Source organism: Achromobacter kerstersii, from assembly GCF_902859595.1.
Lineage (GTDB): Bacteria > Pseudomonadota > Gammaproteobacteria > Burkholderiales > Burkholderiaceae_B > Achromobacter > Achromobacter kerstersii.
Map to the genome: position 1 here is coordinate 1,284,636 of NZ_CADIJQ010000001.1, position 24,448 is coordinate 1,309,083.

A 24,448-nucleotide genomic window follows, 5' to 3' on the forward strand; every position below is an offset into this window, starting at 1 on the left:
TCGCGCCCCCTCTACACGCGGCCCATCGCGAAACCTTTCGCGATGTAGTGCCGCACGAACCAGATGACGATGCCGCCCGGCACGATGGTCAGCACGCCGGCCGCCGCCAGCACGCCCCAGTCCATGCCGGAGGCCGACACGGTTCGGGTCATGGTGGCGACGATGGGCTTGGCGTTCACCGACGTGAGCGTGCGCGCCAGCAGCAGTTCCACCCAGCTGAACATGAAGCAGAAGAAGGCCGCCACGCCCACCCCCGACTTGATCAGCGGCAGGAAGATCGTCAGGAAAAAACGTGGAAACGAGTAGCCGTCGACATAGGCGGTTTCGTCAATTTCGCGCGGCACGCCCGACATGAAGCCTTCCAGAATCCACACGGCCAGCGGCACGTTGAACACCAGATGCGCCAGCGCCACGGCCAGGTGCGTGTCCATCAGGCCGAACGAGCTGTACAACTGAAAGAACGGCAAGAGGAACACGGCGGGTGGCGTCATGCGGTTGGTGAGCAGCCAGAAGAACACGTGCTTGTCGCCGATGAAGCGGTAGCGCGAAAACGCATAGGCCGCGGGCAGCGCCACGGCCAGCGAGATCACGGTGTTGATGACCACGTAGATCAGCGAGTTGATGTAGCCCGAATACCAGGCCCGGTCAGTGAAGATGGTGCGGTAATGCTCGAACGTGAAGTCGCGCGGCCACAGCGTCAGCGTGCTGACGATTTCCGTATTGGTCTTGAACGACATGTTCAGCATCCAGTACAGCGGCAGGATGGCGAACACCAGGTACAGGATCAGGAAGGCCGAACGCCACCAAGTGGATTGGTCACGCATGGGGATGCTCCTCGTCCAGGCCGCCGGAGGTGCCTGCGCGCTGCATCCAGTTGTAGAGGATGAAGCACAGCAGCAGGATGATCAGGAAGTAGATGATGGAGAACGCTGCGGCCGGGCCCAGGTCGAACTGGCCCACGGCTTTTTGCGTCAGGTATTGCGACAGGAACGTGGTGGCGTTGCCCGGCCCGCCGCCGGTCAGCACGAACGGCTCGGTGTAGATCATGAAGCTGTCCATAAAGCGCAGCAGCACGGCAATCATCAGCACGCCGCGCATCTTGGGCAGCTGGATGTAGCGGAACACGGCCAGCCGCGACGCCCCGTCGATGCGGGCGGCCTGGTAGTAGGCGTCGGGAATGGCGCGCAGGCCCGCGTAACACAGCAGCGCGACCAGCGGCGTCCAGTGCCACACGTCCATGACCAGTACGGTCACCCAGGCGTCGAGGTCGTTGCCGGTGTAGTTGTAGTCCACCCCCAGCCAGGTCAAGGTGGCGCCCAGCAGGCCGATGTCGGTGCGGCCGAACACCTGCCAGATGGTGCCCACCACGTTCCACGGAATCAGCAACGACAGCGCGATGATCACCAGCACGGCAGAGGCGCGCCAGCCGCTGGCGGGCATGGACAGCGCCAGCAAAATGCCCAGCGGAATCTCAATGGCCAGCACCGCCAGCGAAAAGCCGATCTGCCGGAACAAGGCGCCGTGCAATTCTTCGTCCTGCAAGACAGCGGCAAACCATTCCGTGCCGACGAACACGCGGCGTTCGGGGGAAATGATGTCTTGCACCGAGTAGTTGACGATGGTCATCAGCGGCAAGATCGCCGAAAACGCCACGCACAGCACCACGGGCAACACCAGGAACCAGGCTCGATGATCGATGGGTTTCATGGGATCAGCACCTCGTCGCGATAAAAGCAGGTGTGCGGATTCAGCACCGACAGCCAGACCGTGCCGCCCGCCGCCACGGGCACGATGTTGCTGCCCAGCCGGGCGCGCACGGCGGTGCCTTCGAAGTCGGCCACCAGCAAGGTGTAGGTGCCCACGTCTTGCACGCGGTCCACCCGCATGGGCACGGCGCCGGCCGCGCCGGGTTCGGTGACGCGCAGGTATTCAGGCCGCACGCCCAGCTTGACGGGGCCGGCGCCTTCCAGCTTGGCGGCGAGCTCGCCGCTTGCGCCTACCACCCGCGCCTGCCCTACCATCAGCCCGCCCTCGCGCCACTGCGCGGGCAGGAAGTTCATGCCGGGCGAACCAATGAAATGGCCCACGAAGGTATGCGCGGGCCGTTCGAACAAGTCGTCCGCGCTGCCCACCTGCACGGCGCGGCCGCGCGCCATCACCATGACCTGGTCGGCAAAGGTCAGCGCTTCGGTCTGGTCGTGGGTGACGTAGATCAGCGTCAGCTTGAATTCGTGATGGATTTCCTTGAGCTTTCTGCGCAACTCCCATTTCAACTGGGGGTCGATGACGGTAAGCGGTTCGTCAAACAAAATCGCCGACACGTCGCTGCGCACCAGGCCCCGGCCCAGCGAGATCTTCTGCTTGGCGTCCGCCGTCAGGCCGCTTGCGCGCCGGTCCAGCACGGACGACATTTCCAGCATCTCGGCGATGCGGCCCACACGTTCGCGGATGCGGTCTGGCGGGATGCCCCGGTTGCGCAGCGGGAACGCCAGGTTTTCGGCCACCGTCATCGTGTCGTACACGACCGGAAACTGGAACACCTGAGCGATGTTGCGCGCCTGCGGCGTCTTGGCCGTGACGTCCTGCCCATCGAACAGAATCCGGCCATGCGACGGCTGCAGCAGCCCCGACACGCAGTTAAGCAAAGTTGTCTTGCCGCAGCCCGATGGCCCCAGCAAAGCGTACGCGCCGCCATCGCGGAACGTGAACTTCAGCGGCAGCAGCGCGTAGTCCTCGTCGGTTTGGGGATGGGCGACGTAGGAATGGGAAAGGTCCAGCTCAATCTGCGCCATCAGATCAGCTCCCCGGCGCCCGCGGGCTGGCGCGGCGCGGCCAGCAGCGCGCCGTCGGCGCCAAAGGCATAGGTCTGCGCGGGGTCGAAATACAGCTGCACGCGCTCGTCCAGCTTGTACCGGTGCACCCCCGGCAACTGCGCCACCACATCGCCCGCTGCGGTTTCGGCATGCACAAAGGTGTCGGAACCTGAAATCTCGGCCAGCTTCACCGTGCCCGGCAGGCTCAGGTGGCCCGCGCGCGGTTCCACATCCAGCGCGCCCGCCCGCAAGCCGGCGGTGATGTCGCCCCCGGCGTTGGCGGGCAAGTGGCGGTCCACCGCCAGCTCGCCTTGCAGGACGAAACCCGTGCCGGTGCGCCGCGCGGGAAACAGGTTCATGGGCGGGTCGCTGAACGCGCGCGCCACCCGGATGGAATTGGGCCGGTGAAAGACCTCGGCGGTGGGGCCGTATTGCAGCAGTTCGCCGGCATCTAGCACGGCGGTGTGGCCGCCCAACAACAGCGCTTCGCCCGGTTCCGTCGTGGCGTACACCACGGTCGAGCGCCCTTCGGCGAACAATTCCGAAAGCTCGTCGCGCAATTCTTCACGCAGCTTGTAGTCCAGATTGACGAGCGGCTCGTCCAGCAGGATGAGCGGCGCGTCCTTGACCAGCGCGCGCGCCAGCGCCACCCGCTGCTGCTGCCCGCCCGACAATTCAGACGGATAGCGCTCAAGCAAGTGGTCTATGTGCAGGCGCGCCGCCATGGCGCGAACTTTTTCGCGGATGTCCCGTTCGCCGCGCAGCTTCAGCGGCGACGCAATGTTGTCGTAAACCGACATGGACGGGTAATTGATGAACTGCTGATACACCATCGCGACGTTGCGCTGGCGCACGGGAACGCCTGTGACGTCGGCGCCATCGACCAGCACGCGGCCTTCGGTGGGCCGGTCCAGCCCGGCCATGATGCGCATCAACGAGGTTTTGCCGGCCAGGGTCACCCCCAGCAGCACCGTCATGGCGCCCGGAACCGGGGCCAGGCTCATGGGAGTCAGGTGCGTTTGCGAACCGGCGCGCAAACCTATCCTGTCCAGGGTCAGCTGCATCTAGTCTCCTCAACCTACTTATATGTCCCTGTTTTTACAAACGGACTTCGGCATTCGGTACAGCGCGGCACAACTTCCCAGCCGTTGCGCGCAGGGGCGCAACACGATGAGCATACTCTTTCAGATGGCTTTCGTTTTTTGTGCGTTTTACCGAAGAAGCGAACAAAAAACAATCTTGCAGTGCGGCATTATTTTTCGCTTTTGTTGTTTTATCATTCGCATATGACATTAAATCCACGACAGAGCGCCTTGGTCGAAATGGTGCGAGCCCAAGGCTCGGCCACGATCGAAGAACTCGCCAAACGCTTTGACGTCACGCTGCAAACCGTGCGGCGGGACGTGAACATCCTTTCGGAAGCCGGCCTGCTGTCGCGCTTCCATGGCGGCGTGCGCATTGAAGCGTCCACCATCGAGAACATTGCCTACCGCAAGCGCCAGGGCCTGCACGCGGCCGGCAAGCAGCGCATTGCCGAAGCCGTGGCGCGCGCCGTGCCGGACGGCTGTTCGTTGATTCTGAACATTGGCACCACCACCGAAGCCATCGCGCGCGCCCTGCTGCGCCATCGCGGCTTGCGCGTCATCACGAACAACCTGCATGTGGCGGACATTCTGTCTGACAACCCGGACTGTGAAGTCATCGTGGCGGGCGGCGTGGTGCGGTCGCGCGACCGCGGCATCGTCGGCGAAGCCACCATGGATTTCATCCGCCAGTTCAAGGTGGACATCGGGCTGATCGGCATTTCGGGCATCGAAGCCGATGGCACGCTGCGCGACTACGACTTCCGCGAAGTGCGCGTGGCGCGAACCATCATCGAGCAATCGCGCGAGGTCTGGCTGGCGGCAGACAGCAGCAAGTTCAAGCGCCAGGCCATGGTGGAACTGGCGCATATCTCGCAGATCGACCGTTTCTTTACCGACGCGCATCCGCAGGAACCGCTGGCGCAAGTGTTGCTGGATTCCGGCGTGCGCTGCGACGTTGCGGCGGCCCCGAATCCGGCTGGCGCAACCGTCACGACGACCTCCTCGGCAACCCCCGCTTGAATGTGAACGCCAGACCCGGGAGCGCCAGACCCGGGCCACCCGCCCGCCACTGACGCCCCGCACGAATCCACCCGAATTTAATTGGCGGCTTTGCCGCAACAACTTATGAACCAACCGCTAGCCAACGTCACCCCGCCCGATCGCAACCGCCTGTTGTCCACGCTGGACAACACGCCGTCCTGGGACGTCATCGTCATCGGCGGCGGCGCAACGGGCCTGGGCACCGCCGTGGATGCCGCCTCGCGCGGGTTTCGCACGCTGCTGATCGAAGGCGCCGACTTCGCCAAAGGCACGTCCAGCAAAGCCACCAAGCTGGTGCACGGCGGCGTGCGCTATCTGGCGCAAGGCAACGTCAGCCTGGTGCGCGAAGCGCTGCACGAACGCGGCCTGCTCAACCGCAACGCGCCGCATCTGGTGTGGCCGCTGGGCTTTGTGGTGCCGGCCTACAACCTGCTGGATCAGCCCTTCTACGGCATCGGCCTGAAGATGTACGACATGCTGGCCGGCAAGCTGAACCTGGCGCCCAGCCGCTGGCTGTCGCGCCGCGACACGCTGGCCAACGCGCCGACGCTGGCTGAAAAGGTCAACGGCCGCGGTTTGAAGGGCGGCGTGCTGTATTACGACGGCCAGTTCGATGACGCGCGCCTGGCCATGAGCCTGATGCGCACGCTGTTCGATCTGGGTGGCACGGCGGTGAACTACGTGCGCGCCACGGGCCTGACCACCAGCAACGGCAAGGTGGACGGCGTGACTGCCCAAGACGTGATCGGCGGCGCCAGCTTTTCGCTGCGCGCGCGCTGCGTGATCAACGCCACGGGCGTCTGGGTGGACGCCGTGCGCCGCATGGAAGACAAGAACGCGCAGACCATGGTGGCGCCCAGCCAGGGCGTGCACCTGACCTTGCCGCAGAATTTCCTGCCGGGCAAGCGCGCCATCCTGATCCCGAAAACCGACGACGGCCGCGTGCTGTTCGTGGTGCCATGGAACGGCCACACCATCGTCGGCACGACCGACACGCCGCGCAACGATCTGCCGCTGGACCCGGAAGCGGGCGCGCAGGATGTGGACTTCATTCTGAGCACGGCCGCGCGCTACCTTAGCCGCAAGCCCACGCGCGATGACGTCACCAGCGTCTGGGCGGGTCTGCGTCCGCTGGTCAAGGCCACGGGCGATGCGTCGACCAAGCAGCTGTCGCGCGAGCACACCATTCTGGTGTCCAACGCCGGGCTGGTGACGGTAACGGGCGGCAAGTGGACGACCTACCGCCGCATGGCGCAAGACGTGGTGGACACGGCGATTCAGCATCAGCTGCTGACGCAAGCCACCTGCCGCACCGAGTCCCTGCCCTTGCATGGCGCGTCGGGCCTGTCGCCTGCGCAAGAACACGCGGGCACGCCGGACAGCTATTACGGCAGCGATCTGGCCACGCTGAAGGCCTTGCCGGGCGCCGAGCGCATGCTGATCAAGGCCAGCGGCCTGACCGAAGCGCACGTGCGTTTCGCGGCGCGCTTTGAACTTGCGCGCAGCGCCGAAGACGTGCTGGCGCGCCGCAACCGCGCGCTGTTCCTGGACAGCGAAGCCGCAATGCTGGCCGCCCCGGAAGTGGCGCGCATCCTGGCCGAAGAACTGGGCCACGACGCAGCGTGGCAGCAACGCACGCTGCAAGATCTGGCCGTGGTGGCGGCGAAGTACAGGCTGTAATTACCGGCTGTAGTTAGCGCCTGTAGTTAGCGCCTATAACTACCGCCTGTCATTCACGGCACCCGCAACGGGCTGATCAGAATCATCGCTTCAAACACGCGCAGCATGTCGGGGTCGCATTTTGACCCCGCTTCGCGATTCAGGATGCGCATGATCTCGGCGTGCGACCGAGCAGGATGGTACGGCCGCGTATCGCCCAGCGCATCGTAGGAATCGGCCAGCGAAATAATGCGCGAGAGCATCGGGATATCGTGTCCCGACAGCCCGGCCGGGTAGCCCGACCCATCGAAATGTTCATGATGATGCCGTACCGCCAGCGCGATCAGATCGCGCTGCGGCATGGCGCTGTGCATGATGATGTCGGCGCCGGTTGCGGCATGCCCCTTCATGATTTCCCAATCTTCCGCTTCCAGCCGGTTCGGCGAAAACAGCACGCGGTCAGGGGTGCCGATCTTGCCCACGTCATGCAGGCGGGCGGCGACGGCAACGGCCGCTTGTTCGGATTCGCTCAGGCCGCAGGCTTGGGCCAGCGCCACACTTAAGGCGACCACGCGGTCGCAGTGGCGGCCGGTGGCGAGATCACGCGCTTTCATGGCCGCAAACAGCGCGGCCTCGCAGGAACCTGCGGCGGCATGACAGCCGCTGGAACCTTCGGAGTTTTCGGGTACGTCGGGAGGCATCAGGGAAGGCGCGCCGCTGCAACGGAGAGGCACGCTTGTGTCAGAAAGTAGCAATTCTGACACAGTGTGCCGAACTTCAACCCAAACAGAGCAATGACCCGGCAAGCGGCGCAGATGCTGCCTTTGCCGCCGCCCCGCTCCAGCTGGCAACGATTTCAGGCCATTATCAGTTCTTCAGCCGCGCCAGCAAGGCCTGCGCCACTCCCACTGACGATGCCGGGTTCTGCCCCGTAACCAGCAAACCATCGCTGACCACATAGGGCTGCCAATCCGGCCCCTTGCTGTACACGCCGCCCAAGCGGACCAGTTCATCTTCCACCAGAAACGGCACCACGTCGGTCAGTTGCACCGCCGCCTCTTCCGCGTTGGAAAAGCCCGTGACCTGGCGGCCTTGCACCAGCGGTTTGCCATCAGCGGTCTTCGCGTGGCGCAGCACGCCGGGCGCGTGGCACACCGCCGATACCGGCTTGCCCGCCGCCAGCATCGTTTCAATTAAGGCCACCGATTTGGCGTCTTCCGCCAAGTCCCACAAGGGGCCGTGGCCGCCCGGATAGAACACCGCGTCGTAGTCCGCCGCCTGCACCTCGGCCAGGCGGCGGGTGGACGCCAATAGGCGCTGGGCCTCGGCATCCTGGCGAAAACGGCGCGTGTCGTCCGTCTGCGCGTCGGGGTCATCGCTCTTGGGGTCCAGCGGCGGCTGGCCGCCTTGCGGCGAGGCCAGCGTCACCGTCGCGCCCGCGTCGACAAACGCGTAATACGGCGCGGCAAACTCCTCTAGCCAGAAGCCGGTCTTGCGGCCCGTGTTGCCCAGCGTGTCGTGGGAAGTCAGCACGATCAGGATTTTCATGTTGTGCGTCCTTAAGCTGCGGGTTGCTCGTCCGGGCCGACGCGCACAATGCGCTTGCCCGCGTTTTCGCCCTTCAACAGGCCCATCAAGCCGCGCGGCGCGTTCTCCAGGCCTTCAACCACGTCCTCGCGATACTTGATGCGCCCTTGCTGGATCAGCCCTTCCATCGCGTCACGGAATTCACCATAGCGATGCGCGTATTCGTTGAAGATGATGAAGCCCTGGAACGTCAGGCGCTTGGTCAGGATGGTGCGCATCAGCAGCGCCAGGCGGTCGGGGCCTTCCGGCTGGCTGGTGGCGTTGTAGGCCGAGATCAGGCCGCAGACCGGCACGCGCGCACGCGGATTCAAGAGGGGCAGCACCGCATCAAACACCGCGCCGCCCACGTTTTCGAAATACACGTCAATGCCTTGCGGCACGGCGCGCGCCAGGCGGCCGGCCAGATCGGGCAGCTTGTGGTCCAGGCAGTCGTCAAAGCCCAGCTCATCAACCACATAGCGGCACTTGTCCGCGCCGCCCGCAATGCCCACGACCTTGCAGCCGTGGATTTTGGCGATCTGCCCCACGACCGCGCCCACCGCGCCGCTGGCGGCAGCCACGACAACGGTCTCACCCGCCTTGGGTTTGCCGATGTCCAGCAGCCCCATGTAGCCGGTAAAGCCGGGCATGCCCAACACGCCCAGCGAATACGACGGATGCTGGGGCTTGGCGCCCAAGCGCAGCAGGCCCGCGCCATCGGACAAGGCGTAGTCCTGCCAGCCGGACTGGGCCAGCACCCATTCGCCCACCGGGAAATCAGGATGATTCGACGCTACCACGCGCGTGACGGTGCCGCCCACCATGGGCTGCCCCACTTGCACGGGCTCGGCGTAGGACGGCGCATCGCTCATGCGGCCGCGCATGTAAGGGTCCAGCGACAAGTACACGGTGCGCAGCAGCACCTGGCCGGGGCCGGGCTTCGGGACTTCGCCTGTTTCCAGACGGAAATCGCTGTCTGCCGGTTCGCCATGCGGGCGAGCGGCAAGCACGATACGGCGGTTGATCGACGGTGATTGCGACATGAATCCAGCCTCCTACGGGGGGAAGCCGCCCGGGTCTTGCGGGCAAGGCCCGGGTGGCAAGATGGGGAACGACCCATTACACCATCGAAGCCCCGCGCACTGTTTTGTAACCCTGGCGCTTGCTCCCCTTTTAATTAATTAAATACTTAATTAAACTACGGCCCATGTCTTCGCCCTCTTCCACCCCCCGCCGTCCCGGCCGCCCCGTGCGCCCCGACAACGCCGCCATGCGCGCCAACTTGCTCGACATCGCCACGGGCCTGTTCGCCGCCCAAGGCGTGGCGGCCACCACCATTTCGCATATCGCCCAGCTTGCGGCCGTCACGCCGGCGATGCTGCATTACTACTTCAAGAGCCGCGACCAGTTGATTGATGCCGTGGTGCAGGAGCGGGTGTTGCCGGTGATCGGCTTCGTGTGGGCGCCGGTGCCGTTGATGGCGGAATCCGCAGGCGACACGAACGCGGACCCCGCCGCCGCCGCACGCCGCTACCTGGTTGAAATCGTCAACCGCATCGTGCAGAGCGCCACCGAACGGCCGTGGCTGCCCGCCTTGTGGATGCATGAAGTCGTCAACGAAGGGGGCCAGTTGCGCGAACGCGTGTTGCCCCATCTGCCGTCAGAACGCTTGCAGGTGTTTGCGGGGCTTATTGCACAAGCCCAGGGCCAGGGCGGGATCACGCCGGGCGTGGAACCCCGGCTGGTGTTCCTGTCCATTCTTGGCCTGACCTTGCTGCCGCTTGCCACGTCCAACCTGTGGCGCCGCATCTGGCAAGGCGATGCGCAAGCGCAAGCGATCGACACCCGCGCCATCGCCGCCCACGCCATCGCCATGCTGACTGGCGGTTTGTTTTCGCCGCCCGCCCCGCCCACCACCGCCCCCCAGGAATGCCAACCATGAGCATGCCGCGCCCGCTGTTGCATTGTTCCCTGCCCACGCTGGCGCTGCTGCTGCTGGCCGGTTGCGGCAACGACAGCCATCCCTTCTATCAAGGCTATGTCGAAGGCGATTACGTGTATGTGGCCTCGTCCGAGGCCGGCCGGCTGGATGCGCTGGCCGTCAAGCGCGGGCAGCAGGTGGCGGCCGACGCGCCGCTGTTCACGCTGGAGGCCACGCGCGAACGCGCGGCCCGCGATCAGGCCAGCGCGCAATTGGCGGCGGCCACCGCGCAGCTGGAAGACATCGCCACCGGCAAACGCCCGGAAGAAGTGGATGTGAGCCGCGCGCAGTTAGCGCAGGCCGAAGCCGCCAGCCGCCGCTCGGCCGCACAACTGCAACGCGACGCCGCGCAATTCCGCATCGGCGGGATTGCGCGCGCGCAGCTGGACGACAGCCGCGAACAGGCGCAGTCGGACGCCGCCCGCGTGCGTGAACTGCGCGCGCAATTGGAAGTGGCCAACCTGCCCGGCCGGCAGGATCAGCGCCGCGCGCAGGCCGCCCAGGTCGATGCCGCGCGCGCCACACTCGCCCAAGCCGAATGGACGCTGGCGCAAAAGCAGCTGGGCGCCCCGGCGGCAGGCCAGGTGTTTGACACGATGTACCGCGTGGGCGAATGGGTGCCCGCCGGCAGCCCCGTCGTCAGCCTGCTTCCGCCCGGCAACATCAAGGTGCGCTTCTTCGTGCCGGAAACGGTGGTGGGCGCATTGAAAGTCGGCCAGCAGGCCACCTTGCGCTGCGACGGCTGCGGCGACCCGATACCCGTGCATATCGACTACGTGTCGAATCAGGCCGAGTACACGCCGCCCGTCATCTACAGCCGCGAAAACCGCAGCAAGCTGGTGTACATGGTCGAAGCGCGCCCCACTCCCGACGCCGCCACGCGCCTGCATCCGGGCCAGCCCGTTGAGGCAACGCTGCAATGAACGCGCCGGACAACGCCCGCCCCGCCCCCAGCGCCGTGCCCGACCCCGGGCGCGCCGTCATCGACGTGCATGGGCTGAACAAGCATTTTGGCGACAAGCACGTCGTCAACGATGTGTCGCTGCGCGTGCAGGAAGGCGAGATCTTCGGCTTTCTTGGCCCCAACGGCAGCGGCAAGACCACCTGCATTCGCCTGATGTGCGGCCTGTTGACGCCCGACTCGGGCAGCGGCACCTGCCTGGGCTTCGACATCCTGCGCGAAAGCGCCGAGATCAAGCGGCATGTGGGCTACATGACGCAAAAATTCTCGTACTGGGATGACCTGACGATTCGCGAAAACCTGGACTTCGTGGCGCGCATGTATGGCATGCCGCAGCGCAACGACACCGTGGACCGCGCGCTGGAAGAGCTGGGCCTGCAAAGCCGCGCCAAACAGTTGACGGGGTCGCTATCGGGCGGATGGAAGCAACGGCTGGCGCTGGCCGCCTGCCTGCTGCACGAACCGCGTCTGCTGCTGCTGGACGAACCCACCGCAGGTGTGGACCCGACAGCGCGCCGCGACTTCTGGGAACAGCTGCATGAATTGGCGGCGCGCGGCATCTCGGTGCTGGTCAGCACGCATTACATGGACGAAGCCGAGCGCTGCCACAAGCTGGCCTATATCTCGTATGGCCGTCTGCTGACGCAAGGCACGGCAGACGAAGTGATTGCCGAACAGCACCTGACCACCTGGGCCATCCACGGCCATAACCTGGTGCCGCTGGGCAAGCGCTTGCGCGGCGCGCCGGGCGTAGACCAGACCGTCGCCTTCGGCTCGGCGCTGCACATCAGCGGCCGCGACGCCGAACTGCTGGAACGCACGCTGCGCCAGGCCATCGACGGCCAGGACCTGCGGCTGGAACGCATCGACACCAGTCTTGAAGACGTCTTCATCTATTTGATGAACCGGTCCACCGACAACTTCGCGAGCCCGCCATGATGCGCCATTTGCAGGGCTTTTCGTGGTCGCGCTGGTGGAGCATGGTGCTCAAAGAGTTCCTGCAACTGCGCCGCGACCGCATCACGTTCGGCATGATTGTGGGCCTGCCCATCATGCAGCTGGCGTTGTTCGGTTACGCCATCAATACCGACCCCAAGCAGATGCCCACGGCGGTCATCACCGCCGACCACAGCCCCTTCACGCGCAGCTTCATCGCGGCGATGAAGTCGTCAGACTATTTCCACATCACCGAAGAACTGGACAACGAGGAAGCCGGCCGCGCGGCGCTGGCGCAAGGCCGTGTACTGTTCGTCGTGACGATCCCGCCAGACTTCTCGCGCCGCTTATTGCGCGGCGAGCGCCCCGCGTTGCTGATTGAAGCCGACGCCACCGACCCCATGGCCACCGGCATGGCGATTGGCGCGGCGACCCAGTTGACGCAAGCCGTGGCGCAGAAGGACCTGACGGGGCCGCTTGCCGGACTGGCGGGCGGGCAACCCGCCTTCGACGTGCGCGTGCACCAGCTCTATAACGAAGAGCAGATCTCGCAATACAACACCGTGCCGGGCCTGATGGGCGTGATCCTGACGATGACGCTTGTGATGATGACGGGCCTTGCCATGACGCGCGAACGCGAGCGCGGCACGATGGAAAACCTGCTGGCCATGCCGGTGCGCCCGCTTGAGGTGATGACGGGCAAGATCGTGCCCTACATCGCCATCGGCCTGATCCAGGCCACCATCATTTTGCTGGCCGCGCACTTTGTGTTCCATGTGCCGATTCTGGGCAGCCTGTTGTCGGTGTATATGGCGGCGCTGCTGTTCGTGGCGGCGAACCTGACGGTGGGGATCACGCTGTCGTCGCTGGCGCAGAACCAGCTGCAAGCCATGCAGCTGACCATGTTTTATTTCCTGCCCAACATGCTGTTGTCCGGCTTCATGTTCCCGTTTCAGGGCATGCCAATGTGGGCGCAGTACCTGGGCAACCTGCTGCCGCTGACGCATTTCAACCGGCTGATCCGCGGCATTTTGCTCAAAGGCAACGGCTGGTGGGACCTGTGGCCCAGCATCTGGCCGCTGATACTGTTCACCGCCGTCGTCATGACCCTTGCCGTGAAGTTCTATCGCCGAACCCTGGATTGACGCGCCATGTCCCTGCCCCCACCTTTTTCTTTACCGCACCAGCGCCCACCCCTGGCGGCGCTGAGCCTGCTTGCGCTGCTGGTTTCCGGATGCGCGGTGGGGCCTGATTTTCAGACGCCCGCCGCACCGGATGTGGCGGCGTACTCCGCGCAAGACAGCGCCACAACGAGCGGCGCACAGCAACTAAAACCCGGCGCCGATATCCCCGCGCAATGGTGGACGCTTTTTCATTCCGACGCGCTAGATCAATTGGTGCGCCAGGCGCTCGACGCCAGCCCCACCTTGGATGAAGCACGCGCGCGGCTGCGCCAGGCTAGTGAAGATCTGGACGCCGAGACGGGCGGCCGCCTGGCCCCATCGGTTGACGCCAACCTGTCGGGTGCCCGCAAGAAGGTGGACCCGTCCGCTTATGGCGTGCCCGTTGCCGAATTGCCGCCACCGTTCACGCTCTACAACGCGTCCATTGATGTGTCCTACACGCTGGATGTGTTTGGCGGCAACCGCCGCGCGCTGGAAGGCATGGCCGCGCAAGTGGATTATCAGTCGCACGAATGGCAGGCCGCGCGGATGTCGCTGGCCGCCAACGTGGTCACCGCCGCGATCCGCCAGGCGGACTTGTCCGAACGGCTGGCCGCCACCCGCGAATTGCTGGCGGCGCAGCTGCGTCAGCAAGACATCATGCGGCAACGCGTGGCTGCGGGCGGCGTCGCGCAGGCGGACTTGAGCAATCAGGAATTGCTGGTGGCGCAAACGCGCGCCACCTTGCCGCCACTGGATAAGCAGTTGTCGCAGGCCACGCACCAATTGGCCGTCTATCTGGGCTTGCCGCCCGCTGCGCTGACGACGCCGCCGTTGCGCCTGGCCGACCTGACGCTGCCCGCCGACGTTCCCACCGGCGTGCCGTCCGCCCTGACACGGCAGCGGCCCGACATTCTGGCCGCCGAAGCGTTGTGGCATAAAGCGTCCGCGGATGTGGGCGTGGCCACGGCAAATCAGTATCCGCAGTTCACATTAACGGCTAGTTTTGGGTCGCAACGCACCAGCGTGGGCGATATTGGCAACGGCGTGAACGTGTGGAACCTGGGGCTGGGATTGGTGCAACCCTTATTTCGCGGCGGTGAACTTCGGGCACGCAAACGCTCGGCCGAAGCCGCGTATGAAGCGGCTGCCGCGTCGTACCGGCAGACCGTGCTGGATGGTTTTCGCCAAGTCGCCGATGCGCTGCGCGCCGTGCAAACCGACGGCGAAGCCTTCGCTGCCTATGACCAGGCCTGGCGCCGCGCCGAGGACGCCGAACGCATCGCGCAAGGCCGGTATCAAGCCGGCGGCATCAGCCATCAAAGCCTGCTGGACAGCCAGCGCCAGCTGCTGCAAACGCGCATTGCACGCACCGAGGCGGATGCCGCGCGCTATGCGGATACCGCAGCGCTGCTGCAAGCGCTGGGCGGCGGCTGGTGGAACGAACCCGCGGATGCTGCGCCCGCCACTGCAACCCGATAGCGCCCGCGCGTTCAACCCCGAGTCAGAGGGGTGGCACCTTTCTCTGATTCAAACAATGTTCGACCCGATCAGGCGTGCGCACCCCGCCCGCGCGTAGCAGATGGCCCGCAATCATGTCTGAGAATTCGGGTACGAAAGTGGCGTTGTGCGACGTTTGGGAAATGGTGGTATCCGTAGCATCATGCATGCGCTCAAGCTGCACAGATCACTACGATTCATGAATGACCTACTAGACCTGATCGTCTTCTCTCCCGATCCCGACCAACGAGTGCGCCGCAGCGACGCACTGGCTGGCATGGGATTTTCGCCTCGACGCTGTGAGGACTCCAATGGCCTGTTCCGCCTGTTCCAGGCGCGCCGCACGCCTTTGTTGGTGATGGAAGCCGAATTAACCGACCTTTGTATGGCCGTCGCAGGTCTGCGCGCCATGGACACCACCGCCGGCATTGTTGCGGTCTCAACCTTCGACACGCCTGAAAACCGCATCCTGGGGCTGCATTGCGGCGCCGACGCCTGCTTTCAACCCGACGTGGCCACCGCCGAAATCGCCGCGGCATTGCAGGCGCTGGTGCGCCGCGTTCCGGCCACGGGGCGCCGCCCGCTCGTGCCGGAGATCGAGCCGCGCGTCGTGCCCGCCGCGCCGGTCATCGCCGATGCGCCGGGAAAATGGCAATTCCACGACGCCGCCTGGACGCTGGTGAGCCCGCAAGGCACGCGGCTGTCTTTGACCTTGGCCGAGCGCGAGTTCATGCTCAAGCTCACGGCGTCCGCCGACAAACGCTTGCCGCGCAGCGACCCGCCGGGCGTGGACCCGCAAGCCGGGCGCGAATCCGTCCGCCGCACCGACGTCGTCGTCAGCCGCTTGCGGCGCAAGGCGCTGGACGTGAACGTAGAGCTGCCCATCCGCACCGTTTGGGGCTGGGGCTATGCCTTCACCGGAGACATCTGAGCGCCGCTGGCGGGCGTATCATGCGACGTGCGGGGCCGCGAATTGCGGCCCCCGTCCGTCCACCTTTCTATTGCCGCCATGGAAGTCTTTGAACGCCTTCAAGCCCTGCTCGCCCAGCACCAGGTTCGCCACCGCCTGATCGAACACGCGGCGGCGGGCCGATCCGTGGAAGTTGCCGCCATACGCGGCACCGAAGTCAGCCAGGGCGCCAAGGCGCTGGTCTGCCGGGTGAAGATCTCGTCCAACGTTCGCAAGAACGTGCTGGCCGTGTTTCCGGCCGACCAGCAGGCCGACCTGGACGCCATTGCACGCGCCGCGGGCGGCAAAAAGGCGTCGCTGGCCTCGCAAGACCTGGCGCGCGAACTGACCGGGTGCGAGATCGGCGCCATCCCGCCCTTTTCCTTCAACCCCGACCTGCACTTGCTGGTGGACCCCACCCTGCGCTTACGCCACGATGAAATCGTGTTCAACGCCGGCCGCCTGGACGCGTCCATTCTGTTGAACACGGAAGACTACTTCCGGCTGGCCGCGCCCGATGTGGCGCCGCTGATCAAGGCCTGAAGCCCCCCCACCATGATGTCGCCGCCACGATGTCGCCCACTCTGAAGCCGCCGTGTCCCGCTCATTCCTGACCCGCGGCGCGCGCAGCTCGAACATGCGCTGGCTGATGAGCCTGGCGCATATGGAGCCTTCGCCCGTCAGCCGATGGGTGGCGCTGCGTGCGGCGCTGGCGATCGGCTTGCCATCGGCGGTGGGCCTGGCGCTGGACCAAAGCGCGGCCGCCGCCCTGGTTGCGCTGGGCGCGCTGCCCGCCATCACCGGCGACAACGGCGGCCCCTACCGCAACCGGGCGCTGTCCATCGGCTCCACCGTATTTGGCGGCGCCTTGGGCTACCTGCTGGGCAACCTGGTGGCTGGACATGGCTTGTGGACCAGCGCCGCGATGACGCTGCTGGTGCTCATCGCCAGCCTGATCGGCACGTTCAACAACATCGCCGCGGTGGCCACGCTGCAATTCGCGGTGTACGTCATTGTGGGCGCGAGCCTGACCTCGACCCTGCCGCCCTGGATGCCGTCGGTGCTGGTGGGCGCAGGCGGCTTGTTCGGCTTGGCGCTGACCTTGTCGGGGTGGGTGGTGAACCCCATCGCGCCCGAACGCGCCGCCGTGGCGCTGGCGTACCGCAAGCTGGCCGCCATGTTTGCCGCCATTGGCACGTCGCGCACGATGGTGGCGCGCCGCGATATGGAAGCGGCCATGACCACCGCTTACGACACCGTGCTGGCAGCGCGTGGCCGGGCGATGGGGCCATCGCCCCGGCTGGCGCGGCTGGCGGCGCAGTTGCAGGCCTGCACGCCACTGACCAATGCCGCGCTGGCGCTGGCGCGCGCGGGCCGCGTGCTGCCGCCTGAATGTGCGCGCGTCATGAACCGCCTGGCGGATCGCGTGGAGAACGACGCTGAACCCGACCCAGGCGACGATATCGCCGCCTTGCGCCTGGCCAATATGCCGCAACTGGCCGACGCCCTGGCGCAGGCGTTGCCGTTGCTGGATGGCGCAAAGCCCGTCAACCCGGACCCGCTGGCGGGGCTTGCGCCCGTGCGGCCGCGCACGCCCTGGCGGGTGCTGGCGCGCACGTATCGGCCCGGGCCCACAACGGTGCGCTACCTGATCCGGCTGGCGCTGTGCCTGATCGCGGCGGAAGCCGTGGCGATGGCCGCATCGCTGCCCCGGTCGTACTGGGTGCCGCTGATTGTCGTGGTCATCTTCAAACCGAACTTTGGGTCGGTCTTTGCGCGCGCGCTGCAAAGCTGCGGCGGCAGCGTGGTGGGCGTGGCCATCAGCGCGACCGTGCTGGCCGTGGACCAGAGCGGTGTGGCCAGCCTGCTGACGGTGGCGGCGCTGGCCGCGTTGCTGCCCTGGTCCATTCGCCGCAACTACGGTTTGTTCTCGGCCATTCTGGTGCCCATCCTGATGCTGTTGATTGGCGCCCTGCAACCCGGCACCTGGACCATTGCATTGGCCCGGCTGGTGGATGTGGGCGTGGCGGCCGGCATTGTGCTTGTGGTGGGCTACCTGCCCTGGATACGCATCGAACGCAGCAACCTGGACCACGCCGTGTCCGCGTCGATGGACACCTTGGCGGCCTATCTGAACACCGTATTCCAGGCCGATCCGGCCAACCGCCATGACCTGCGCGCCCGCGCCTATGCGCGGCTGTCTGACCTGCGCATCGCCTTGCAGCGCGGGCTGTCTGAACCGCGTCTGGTCAGCCGCCGCGCGCTGGCGTGGTGGCCGGTCGAGGTGGCGCTGGAACGCGTGGCCAACGCCATCTCGGACACCGCGTGGTCATGGCCGGAAGGCCAGACGCCGCCCAGCGCCGCCGAAGTTGCGCAATTGGCCGACGCCTTGCACGCCATGAGCGTCGCCGTCGACCAAGGCGTGGCCACGCCCGTCACTGCCGTCACCGCCCCCTCGCCCGCGCTGGCCGATGTGGCCGCCGAAATCGAAGCCTTGCGCGCCGTGCTGGCCGGGCCGGATTTTGCAGCCGCCCCCGGCGCTGGCGCCCCCAAACACCCCGTCCACCAGGTCTGAACCATGTGTCTTGCCGTATTGGCCCTGCATGCCTTGCCGGGCATCCCCGTCTTGATCGCCGCCAACCGCGATGAATTTCACGCGCGTCCCACGCGCCCCGCCGCGCAATGGGATGACGCGCCGGCCATCTACGCGGGCCGCGACGGCTTGGCGGGCGGCACCTGGATGGGCGTGACCACGTCGGGGCGTTTTGCGCTGGTGACCAATTTCCGCGAGTCCGGCAAACACCTGAACCCGGCGCCGTCGCGTGGCGCGCTGGTGGAAGATTTTTTGCGCGGCACGGCCTCGCCTGCCGATTACCTGGCGAGCACGCACGCTGTTGATCAGGCGTACAACGGCTTCAACCTGATCGTGGGCGACACGCGCGAAGCCTGGTATTTGAGTAATCGCAATGGTGGCCCGCGCGCGCTTGAACCCGGTATCTATGCGCTGTCCAACCACTTGCTGGACACCCCGTGGCCCAAGCTGGCCCGCACCAAGGCGGCGTTCACGGCCGTATTGGCGCAGTCGCCCCAGCCCGATCTGCCTGCGCTGTTCGACGCATTGGCCGACCGCCAAGCCGCAGACGATGAAGACATGCCCGCCACGGGTCTGCCGCGAGATCGCGAAAAACTATTGAGCAGCCCGTTTATCGTCAGCCCCGACTATGGCACTCGCAGCTCCAGCGTCTTGGCGCTCCATGAAGGCGGCGCCGGACAGCTGGATGAAAGGCGCTTTGCGCCTGACGGCATGGTCAGCGGGGAAAGCCGGCTGACCTTTGATTGGCAGGCCGCATAACGCGGCGATATGCTGGGCAAGCGCGAACTCCCGGGCGGCATGCCAGTCGAAATACTCAGGTCCTTATCAGGAGACCCTTATGAACAAACGCATTGAACGCTGCACCTTGGCCGCCATGATGGCGGTGGGCAGCATCGCACTGGCTGGCGTCTTGTCGACCGCGCAAGCGGCGTTGCCGCCCGTCAAACATCAGGGCACGGTGCAGTACGTAAGCGGCGGCATCGGCATTGACGAATCGGAAGCCATGAAGGCGGCCGCCAAGGACTATCCGCTGGCGCTCACCTTCGCCGCGCAACGCGACGGCAAAGCGGACTATGTGGCCAGCGTCGGCGTCGCCATTCATGACGCGCAGGGCAAGGAAGTCTTGAAGGCCACGTCCGAAGGCCCGTACATGCTGGTCAAGCTGCCGGCAGGCGCTTACAAGATTTCAGCCACCTATGAAGGCAAGACGCAGGAACGGGCGGTGACGGTACAGAACACCGGCACCGCCCGCGCGACGTTTGAGTGGAAATAAGCGAGTGGAAATAAGAGCACGCACGCCGGCGAGGGGCACCGCCCCCGCCGCGTAGCAAAAGCGCTGGTGCGTCAGACGCCCGAAAACAGGATGGCGATCACGAAACCCACGCTGACCGCCCAGACCAGCGAGCGCAGCGCGCCCCAGCCCGCCAGGTACATGGCGATGTAGCCCAGCCGCACACCCAGCCAGCACGCCATCAAGGTGGCAACATGCGCGGGCGGCGCCTGGTTGTACAACGCGAACAACACGGCGGCGTAGAAGAACGGCAGCGCCTCGAAGGTGTTGACCTGCGCCGCGTTGGCCCGCGCACGCCAGCCTTGCTGACGGGCCAGCCACGCCCGCGGATCGTTGTTGTCGTACTTGTTGCCGCCCGCCTTGGCAAGCAGCGCCGACACGAACGGCAGAATCGCCGCCGCCAACATCAACCACGCGATCATTTTCATTTTGACTCCCGGTGCTGGCGAACAATCGGGTCCGCCGGATACATGGCGGGCCTGCGCCGCCGCTGCGGCATGGTCGCCTGAAAGCGGCGAAATGAAAAGCCTGCACGTAAACTCTGCGCTTTGCCTTCGCATGCTTGCCTTCCATGCCCTTGCTTAGCCCCTGGTCTGCGCTGTTTCTTTCCGCCGCCCTGCTCTGGCCGCCCGCCACGCGCCGCTGGGCGCTGGCGCCGTTGGCGGTGGCGTGGGGGTGGGCGTTGGCGGATGGCGTGATCGACCCGGTGGCGCTGATGGCGCCAGCGCTGTTGCTGCTGGCGGCCGTGTGCGTCCGGCCGGCGGCACCTGACGCGGCCCGCGCGGCCGGGCATGTGTTGTTTCTGCTGCTGGCTGCGGCGCTGTTCCTGCATGGGCTGCCGGGGTTCCACAACCCGCAGGTCATCGCCCCCGCGCCGCTAAGCCCGGACGCGGTGCCGTTCGGCATGTACCTGAACCTGGACAAACCGCTGGTCGCGTTCTGGGTGGTGCTGGCGCTGGCCCCGCCGATGGCAGGCGCATCAGGGCGCGCAACCCTCGCCGCCGCCGTGCTGGCCTGCGCGGGCGCGGTGCTGGTGTGTTTGGGATTGGGGTTGGCGTTGAACGTGGTGGGCTGGGCGCCCAAGTGGCCTGAACCTGCCTGGATCTGGCTCGTCAACAACGCATTGCTGGTCACGCTGGCCGAAGAGGCGCTGTTTCGCGGCTATGTGCAGCAGCAGTTGTCGATGTGCTGGCGCCGCCATGCCTGGGGCGGCTGGGCGGCGCTGGCGATTGCCGCCGTGCTATTCGGACTGGCGCATTACGCGGGCGGCTGGCAGTGGATGCTGCTGGCCAGTTGCGCGGGCATGGCCTACGGCGTGGCGTATCGATACGGCGGACTTGCCGCCGCCGTGCTGGCGCACCTGGGCTTGAACACCGCGCACTTCGGCTTGTTTACGTACCCGATGCGCGCGGTGTTCTAGGGCCGAACCAGGACGGGCTAACGCGGCCCCAAGTGCCGCGAAACGACCCGAGGAGGCCCGACGTACCCCGAAGCGGCCCGAGGAGGCCCGACGTCCCCCGAAGCGGCCGGCGTTGGCCCTTGTTGGCGCTTCAGGGCAGCGCCGGATAGTCCGTGTAACCCACGGCGCCTTGCGCGTAGAACGTGGACGAATCTGGCGTGTTCAGCGGCGCGTTCAATTCAAAGCGGCGCACCAGGTCCGGGTTGGCGATGTATTGCACGCCAAACGCCACGGCATCGGCACGGCCTGCGTCGATGGCGGCTTCGGCGGATTCGCGCGTGAACCCTTCGTTGGCGATGTACACGCCGCCAAACGCGGCCTTCAGCTTCGGACCCAGGCTATCTTCGCCTTCGTGTTCGCGGGCGCAGATGAATGCGATGCCGCGCTTGCCCAGTTCGGTAGCCACGTAGGTAAACGTGCCGGCCAGATCCGAATCACCCATCGTGTGCGCATCGGCGCGCGGCGACAGATGCACGCCCACACGGCCCGCGCCCCAGATTTCCACGCACGCATCCACCACTTCCAGCAGCAGACGGGCGCGGTTTTCCAGCGAACCGCCGTACTGGTCGGTGCGATGGTTGGTGCTGTCTTGCAGGAACTGGTCCAGCAGGTAGCCGTTGGCGGCATGCACTTCAACGCCGTCAAAACCGGCTTCCTGCGCCATCTTCGCGCCATGGCGATAGGCTTCGAGCACGCCCGCCACTTCGGCCGTTTCCAGCGCACGCGGGGTGACGTAGGCGCGCTTGGGGCGCACATGGCTGACGTGGCCGCCGGCCGCAATCGCGCTGGGCGCAACGGGCAGTTCGCCATTCAGGAAGATCGGGTCGGAAATGCGGCCCACGTGCCAGAGCTGCGCAGCAATCAAACCGCCCTTGTCGTGCACGGCAGCGGTGATCTTGCGCCAGCCCTTCACTTGCTCGGTCGACCACAGGCCCGGGGTATCGGCATAGCCCACGCCCTGCGGGGTCACGGAGGTGGCTTCGGTCAGAATCAGGCCGGCGTCGGCGCGCTGGGTGTAGTACTCAAGCATCAAGTCGTTGGGCACGCGGCCTTCGCTTGCACGCTGACGGGTCAGCGGGGCCATGATGATGCGGTTGCGCAGCGTAAGGTCGCCGACGCGCAGGGGGTCAAACAGGGAGCTCATGCAAAATCCTTCCGTCCCGGATCACGGGGCGCTGGGGCCGCGGCCAGGGGCCTGCGGCTGACTACATATCCTGATTCAATTGCCGCAAAAACGCGGCAATCACGGGTTCATTGCGACGGAAAAATACCCACTGCCCCACCTTCGTCGACGTGATCAGGCTTGCACGCTGCAAGACGGCCAGGTGCGATGACACGGTGGACTGTGACAAGCCGCAGCGGTCATCGATGTGGCCCGCGCACACCCCATGTTCAAAGGTGTGGCCGGGGCGCTCTTCGAAGTACGCCTGCGGTGTCTTCAGCCACGCGAGAATGTCGCGCCGCACGGGATTGGCCAGCGCCTTGAGGATGGCGTCGGCGTCAATGCCCGGCAGGTTGCCGGTCTGATCGGTCGGTGAAGAGGATGCGGTCATATTGGTATATCGCAATTTATCGAATCATATATCGTGAATGCTCGATATATAGTCATGCCCCTGTGCGAATTGGGGTTTTTGCTTTGCAACACGGGAGAGATCAGTCCCCCTGCACCCGGCCACGCAGCCGTTTTACCTCGCCGTGCTGGACCTTGCGCTGCACCCGGCGGCGCTGGGAAGAACGGGTCGGTTTGGTGGCGCGGCGCGGTTTGTCGACCTGAATCGCCGCCCGCACCATGCCGATCAGGCGCTCAATGGCTTCGGCCCGGTTTTTTTCCTGGCTGCGAAACGACTGCGACTTGATGACGATGACGCCCTCTTTAGAGATGCGGTGGTCGCTGACGGCGCACAGCGCGTCCTGGACCTCGGGCGGCAGGCTGGAGGCGCGCACGTCAAAGCGCAGGTGCACGGCGCTGGACACCTTGTTGACGTTTTGCCCGCCCGCGCCCTGGGCGCGGATCATGGAGAACGTCAGGTCGCGCTCGTCGATATACAGGGAATCTTGAACATGAAACATGGGCGCGAGTCTATACCAAGTAAAATAATCCGCTTTTGCTTTAATCCGCTTTTGTGTGAAATTACGGCGTCCGGCTCTGCACCACGCCATTACTCCCCCCTATGACCTACTCCGCCAAAGAAATATTCAAGACCCTGCAAGGCGAAGGCGCCCATGCGGGCCGCGCGGCGGTGTTTTGCCGGTTTGCGGGCTGTAACCTCTGGACCGGCCGCGAAAGCGACCGCGCCAGCGCCGCCTGCACGTTCTGTGACACCGACTTCATCGGCACTGACGGTGAAGGTGGTGGCAAATTCACCACCGCCGAGCTGCTGGCCGACGCCATCGCGGCATCCTGGGGCCCAGGCACGGAAGACCGCTACGTGGTCTTCACGGGCGGCGAACCGCTGCTGCAACTGGACGACGCGCTGCTGGCCGCCGTCCATGCGCGCGGCTTCACCGTGGCCATTGAAACCAATGGCACCGTCAAGCCGCCCGAGGGCATCGACTGGATCTGCGTCAGCCCCAAAGGCACCGCGCCGCTTGTCATTGAACGCGGCAACGAGCTGAAGCTGGTCTACCCGCAGCTCAATGCCCTGCCCGAAGCCTTTACGCATCTGGATTTCGAGCACTTTTTCCTGCAACCCATGGACGGCCCAACGCGCGTGAAGAACACCGAGCAAGCCGTTCAATACTGTATGCAGCACCCGCAATGGCGGCTCAGTTTGCAGACTCACAAATACATAGGCATTCCATGATTTACCCGAACGCGCGGCGGAGCACGCAATGATTTCCGTGACCCGCAGGCTGGAATTCGACGCCGGCCACCGCATTCCCGATCACCGCAGCCAGTGCCGCAACCTGCATGGCCACCGCTATGTGCTGGAAATCACCCTGACGGGTGACATCGTGCAAGCCCCGGGCGAATCCGACAACGGCATGTTGATGGACTTCTCCGAAATCAAGCACATCGCCAAGACCCACATCGTGGACGTCTGGGATCACGCGTTCCTGGTGTTTGAAGGCGACGCCGCCGTGCGCGGCTTTTTGGACACCCTGCCCGGCCACAAGACCGTGGTGCTGGACCGCATTCCCACGGCCGAAAACCTGGCCAAGATCGTGTTCGACACGCTGGCCCCGCACTATCACGGCCACTACGGCGCCGACTTGCGCCTGTCGCGCGTGCGTCTGTATGAAACGCCCAACTGCTGGGCGGATTGCAACGGGTAGTTGAAGGATTGCGCGCGATGACGTGGCCGGTTTCTGGCCAGGGGGTTCTGGCCCCATCTGTTGCGCGCATTCCCCCTGGTGCGCTGGCCGTCAGCGCCGCCCGGCAGGGCCGCACCGGTCCCGTTTTTCCACCTATGGAAAGACCCGCTTCTATCTAGCCAATTGAAAAAATCAA

General features: G+C 65.4%; 26 protein-coding genes. 15 read left to right on the forward strand and 11 right to left on the reverse strand.

The genetic code is table 11. The annotated features are described in order from the left end of the window. Positions 1-11: 11 nt before the first annotated feature. Genes HV765_RS05615 through HV765_RS05630 form a run of 4 tightly spaced genes read right to left on the reverse strand, consistent with a single transcriptional unit; the run spans position 12 to position 3,877 of the window. Complete coding sequence (locus HV765_RS05615) at positions 12-824, reverse strand: carbohydrate ABC transporter permease (protein WP_054421712.1); 813 nt, start codon at positions 822-824, stop codon at positions 12-14. Next, positions 817-1,707 carry a carbohydrate ABC transporter permease gene (locus tag HV765_RS05620; protein ID WP_054421708.1) on the reverse strand — a complete coding sequence of 297 codons (891 nt, stop codon included), beginning with the start codon at positions 1,705-1,707 and terminating at the stop codon, positions 817-819. The genes HV765_RS05615 and HV765_RS05620 overlap by 8 nt, the downstream gene beginning before the upstream one ends. Further along, the gene (locus HV765_RS05625) at positions 1,704-2,792 is read right to left on the reverse strand and encodes an ABC transporter ATP-binding protein (protein WP_175169060.1); all 1,089 of its coding nucleotides are present in this window, start codon (positions 2,790-2,792) and stop codon (positions 1,704-1,706) included. Before HV765_RS05625 ends, HV765_RS05620 begins: the two co-directional genes overlap by 4 nt. Beyond that, positions 2,792-3,877 carry an ABC transporter ATP-binding protein gene (locus HV765_RS05630; protein WP_054421702.1) on the reverse strand — a complete coding sequence of 362 codons (1,086 nt, stop codon included), beginning with the start codon at positions 3,875-3,877 and terminating at the stop codon, positions 2,792-2,794. Before HV765_RS05630 ends, HV765_RS05625 begins: the two co-directional genes overlap by 1 nt. A 222-nt stretch (positions 3,878-4,099) precedes the next feature. On the opposite strand from HV765_RS05630, the gene HV765_RS05635 reads away from it, so the two are divergent. Both HV765_RS05635 and HV765_RS05640 read left to right on the forward strand, forming a co-directional pair. Continuing rightward, complete coding sequence (locus tag HV765_RS05635) at positions 4,100-4,918, forward strand: DeoR/GlpR family DNA-binding transcription regulator (protein ID WP_217483338.1); 819 nt, start codon at positions 4,100-4,102, stop codon at positions 4,916-4,918. Between the two features lie 105 nt (positions 4,919-5,023). After that, positions 5,024-6,619, forward strand: a complete 1,596-nt coding sequence (locus HV765_RS05640) for a glycerol-3-phosphate dehydrogenase/oxidase (protein WP_175169062.1) — start codon at positions 5,024-5,026, stop codon at positions 6,617-6,619. A gap of 53 nt (positions 6,620-6,672) precedes the next feature. On the opposite strand, the gene HV765_RS05645 is transcribed toward HV765_RS05640, so the two are convergent. The 3 genes from HV765_RS05645 to HV765_RS05655 form a co-directional block, all read right to left on the reverse strand. Next, on the reverse strand, positions 6,673-7,299 hold the full coding sequence (locus HV765_RS05645) for an HD-GYP domain-containing protein (protein WP_054421695.1): 627 nt from the start codon (positions 7,297-7,299) through the stop codon (positions 6,673-6,675). A gap of 166 nt (positions 7,300-7,465) precedes the next feature. Next, positions 7,466-8,146: a type 1 glutamine amidotransferase domain-containing protein gene (locus HV765_RS05650; RefSeq protein ID WP_175169063.1), complete on the reverse strand. Its 681-nt coding sequence runs from the start codon at positions 8,144-8,146 to the stop codon at positions 7,466-7,468. 11 nt (positions 8,147-8,157) lie between these two features. Then, a complete protein-coding gene (locus HV765_RS05655) occupies positions 8,158-9,207 on the reverse strand; it encodes an NADP-dependent oxidoreductase (protein WP_175169064.1) in 1,050 nt (349 codons plus the stop codon). Positions 9,208-9,371: 164 nt separating this feature from the next. Between HV765_RS05655 and HV765_RS05660 the strand changes: the two genes are divergently transcribed. From HV765_RS05660 to HV765_RS05705, 10 genes are all read left to right on the forward strand, one after another. Continuing rightward, on the forward strand, positions 9,372-10,106 hold the full coding sequence (locus HV765_RS05660; RefSeq protein WP_175169065.1) for a TetR/AcrR family transcriptional regulator: 735 nt from the start codon (positions 9,372-9,374) through the stop codon (positions 10,104-10,106). After that, the gene (locus tag HV765_RS05665; RefSeq protein WP_054421686.1) at positions 10,103-11,068 is read left to right on the forward strand and encodes an HlyD family secretion protein; all 966 of its coding nucleotides are present in this window, start codon (positions 10,103-10,105) and stop codon (positions 11,066-11,068) included. The genes HV765_RS05660 and HV765_RS05665 overlap by 4 nt, the downstream gene beginning before the upstream one ends. After that, positions 11,065-12,045 carry an ABC transporter ATP-binding protein gene (locus HV765_RS05670; RefSeq protein ID WP_175169066.1) on the forward strand — a complete coding sequence of 327 codons (981 nt, stop codon included), beginning with the start codon at positions 11,065-11,067 and terminating at the stop codon, positions 12,043-12,045. The genes HV765_RS05665 and HV765_RS05670 overlap by 4 nt, the downstream gene beginning before the upstream one ends. Beyond that, positions 12,042-13,187 (forward strand): ABC transporter permease, encoded by a 1,146-nt coding sequence (locus HV765_RS05675; protein WP_054421682.1) that lies wholly within the window; start codon positions 12,042-12,044, stop codon positions 13,185-13,187. Before HV765_RS05670 ends, HV765_RS05675 begins: the two co-directional genes overlap by 4 nt. A 6-nt stretch (positions 13,188-13,193) precedes the next feature. Continuing rightward, a complete protein-coding gene (locus HV765_RS05680; RefSeq protein ID WP_175169067.1) occupies positions 13,194-14,687 on the forward strand; it encodes an efflux transporter outer membrane subunit in 1,494 nt (497 codons plus the stop codon). A 217-nt stretch (positions 14,688-14,904) separates the two neighbouring features. Next, entirely contained in the window at positions 14,905-15,636 is a 732-nt protein-coding gene (locus HV765_RS05685) for a response regulator transcription factor (RefSeq protein WP_054421676.1), read from the forward strand. A 78-nt stretch (positions 15,637-15,714) separates the two neighbouring features. Continuing rightward, a complete protein-coding gene (locus HV765_RS05690) occupies positions 15,715-16,197 on the forward strand; it encodes a YbaK/prolyl-tRNA synthetase associated domain-containing protein (RefSeq protein ID WP_054421673.1) in 483 nt (160 codons plus the stop codon). Between the two features lie 52 nt (positions 16,198-16,249). Further along, complete coding sequence (locus HV765_RS05695; protein ID WP_254600458.1) at positions 16,250-18,229, forward strand: FUSC family protein; 1,980 nt, start codon at positions 16,250-16,252, stop codon at positions 18,227-18,229. Between the two features lie 3 nt (positions 18,230-18,232). Further along, on the forward strand, positions 18,233-19,006 hold the full coding sequence (locus HV765_RS05700) for an NRDE family protein (RefSeq protein WP_175169068.1): 774 nt from the start codon (positions 18,233-18,235) through the stop codon (positions 19,004-19,006). 79 nt (positions 19,007-19,085) lie between these two features. Further along, positions 19,086-19,520: a flagellar hook assembly protein FlgD gene (locus HV765_RS05705; RefSeq protein WP_054421665.1), complete on the forward strand. Its 435-nt coding sequence runs from the start codon at positions 19,086-19,088 to the stop codon at positions 19,518-19,520. Between the two features lie 71 nt (positions 19,521-19,591). Here HV765_RS05705 and HV765_RS05710 read toward each other — a convergent pair whose 3' ends face one another. Further along, complete coding sequence (locus HV765_RS05710) at positions 19,592-19,966, reverse strand: MAPEG family protein (RefSeq protein WP_175169069.1); 375 nt, start codon at positions 19,964-19,966, stop codon at positions 19,592-19,594. A 143-nt stretch (positions 19,967-20,109) separates the two neighbouring features. Here HV765_RS05710 and HV765_RS05715 point away from each other — a divergent pair, with 143 nt between their 5' ends. Next, on the forward strand, positions 20,110-20,958 hold the full coding sequence (locus HV765_RS05715) for a CPBP family intramembrane glutamic endopeptidase (protein WP_175169070.1): 849 nt from the start codon (positions 20,110-20,112) through the stop codon (positions 20,956-20,958). A 130-nt stretch (positions 20,959-21,088) separates the two neighbouring features. Here the strand turns inward: HV765_RS05715 and HV765_RS05720 are convergent, their stop codons facing one another. The 3 genes from HV765_RS05720 to arfB form a co-directional block, all read right to left on the reverse strand. Next, positions 21,089-22,141, reverse strand: coding sequence for an alkene reductase (locus HV765_RS05720; protein WP_175169071.1), 1,053 nt, complete (start codon positions 22,139-22,141; stop codon positions 21,089-21,091). Positions 22,142-22,202: 61 nt separating this feature from the next. Beyond that, a complete protein-coding gene (locus HV765_RS05725) occupies positions 22,203-22,550 on the reverse strand; it encodes an ArsR/SmtB family transcription factor (protein ID WP_054421655.1) in 348 nt (115 codons plus the stop codon). A gap of 100 nt (positions 22,551-22,650) precedes the next feature. Beyond that, positions 22,651-23,067 (reverse strand): alternative ribosome rescue aminoacyl-tRNA hydrolase ArfB, encoded by a 417-nt coding sequence (gene arfB / locus HV765_RS05730; protein ID WP_054421652.1) that lies wholly within the window; start codon positions 23,065-23,067, stop codon positions 22,651-22,653. A gap of 101 nt (positions 23,068-23,168) precedes the next feature. Here arfB and queE point away from each other — a divergent pair, with 101 nt between their 5' ends. Both queE and queD read left to right on the forward strand, forming a co-directional pair. Then, positions 23,169-23,801: a 7-carboxy-7-deazaguanine synthase gene (gene queE / locus HV765_RS05735; protein ID WP_175169072.1), complete on the forward strand. Its 633-nt coding sequence runs from the start codon at positions 23,169-23,171 to the stop codon at positions 23,799-23,801. Between the two features lie 28 nt (positions 23,802-23,829). Further along, positions 23,830-24,273, forward strand: a complete 444-nt coding sequence (gene queD / locus HV765_RS05740; protein WP_054421646.1) for a 6-carboxytetrahydropterin synthase QueD — start codon at positions 23,830-23,832, stop codon at positions 24,271-24,273. Positions 24,274-24,448: the final 175 nt, after the last annotated feature.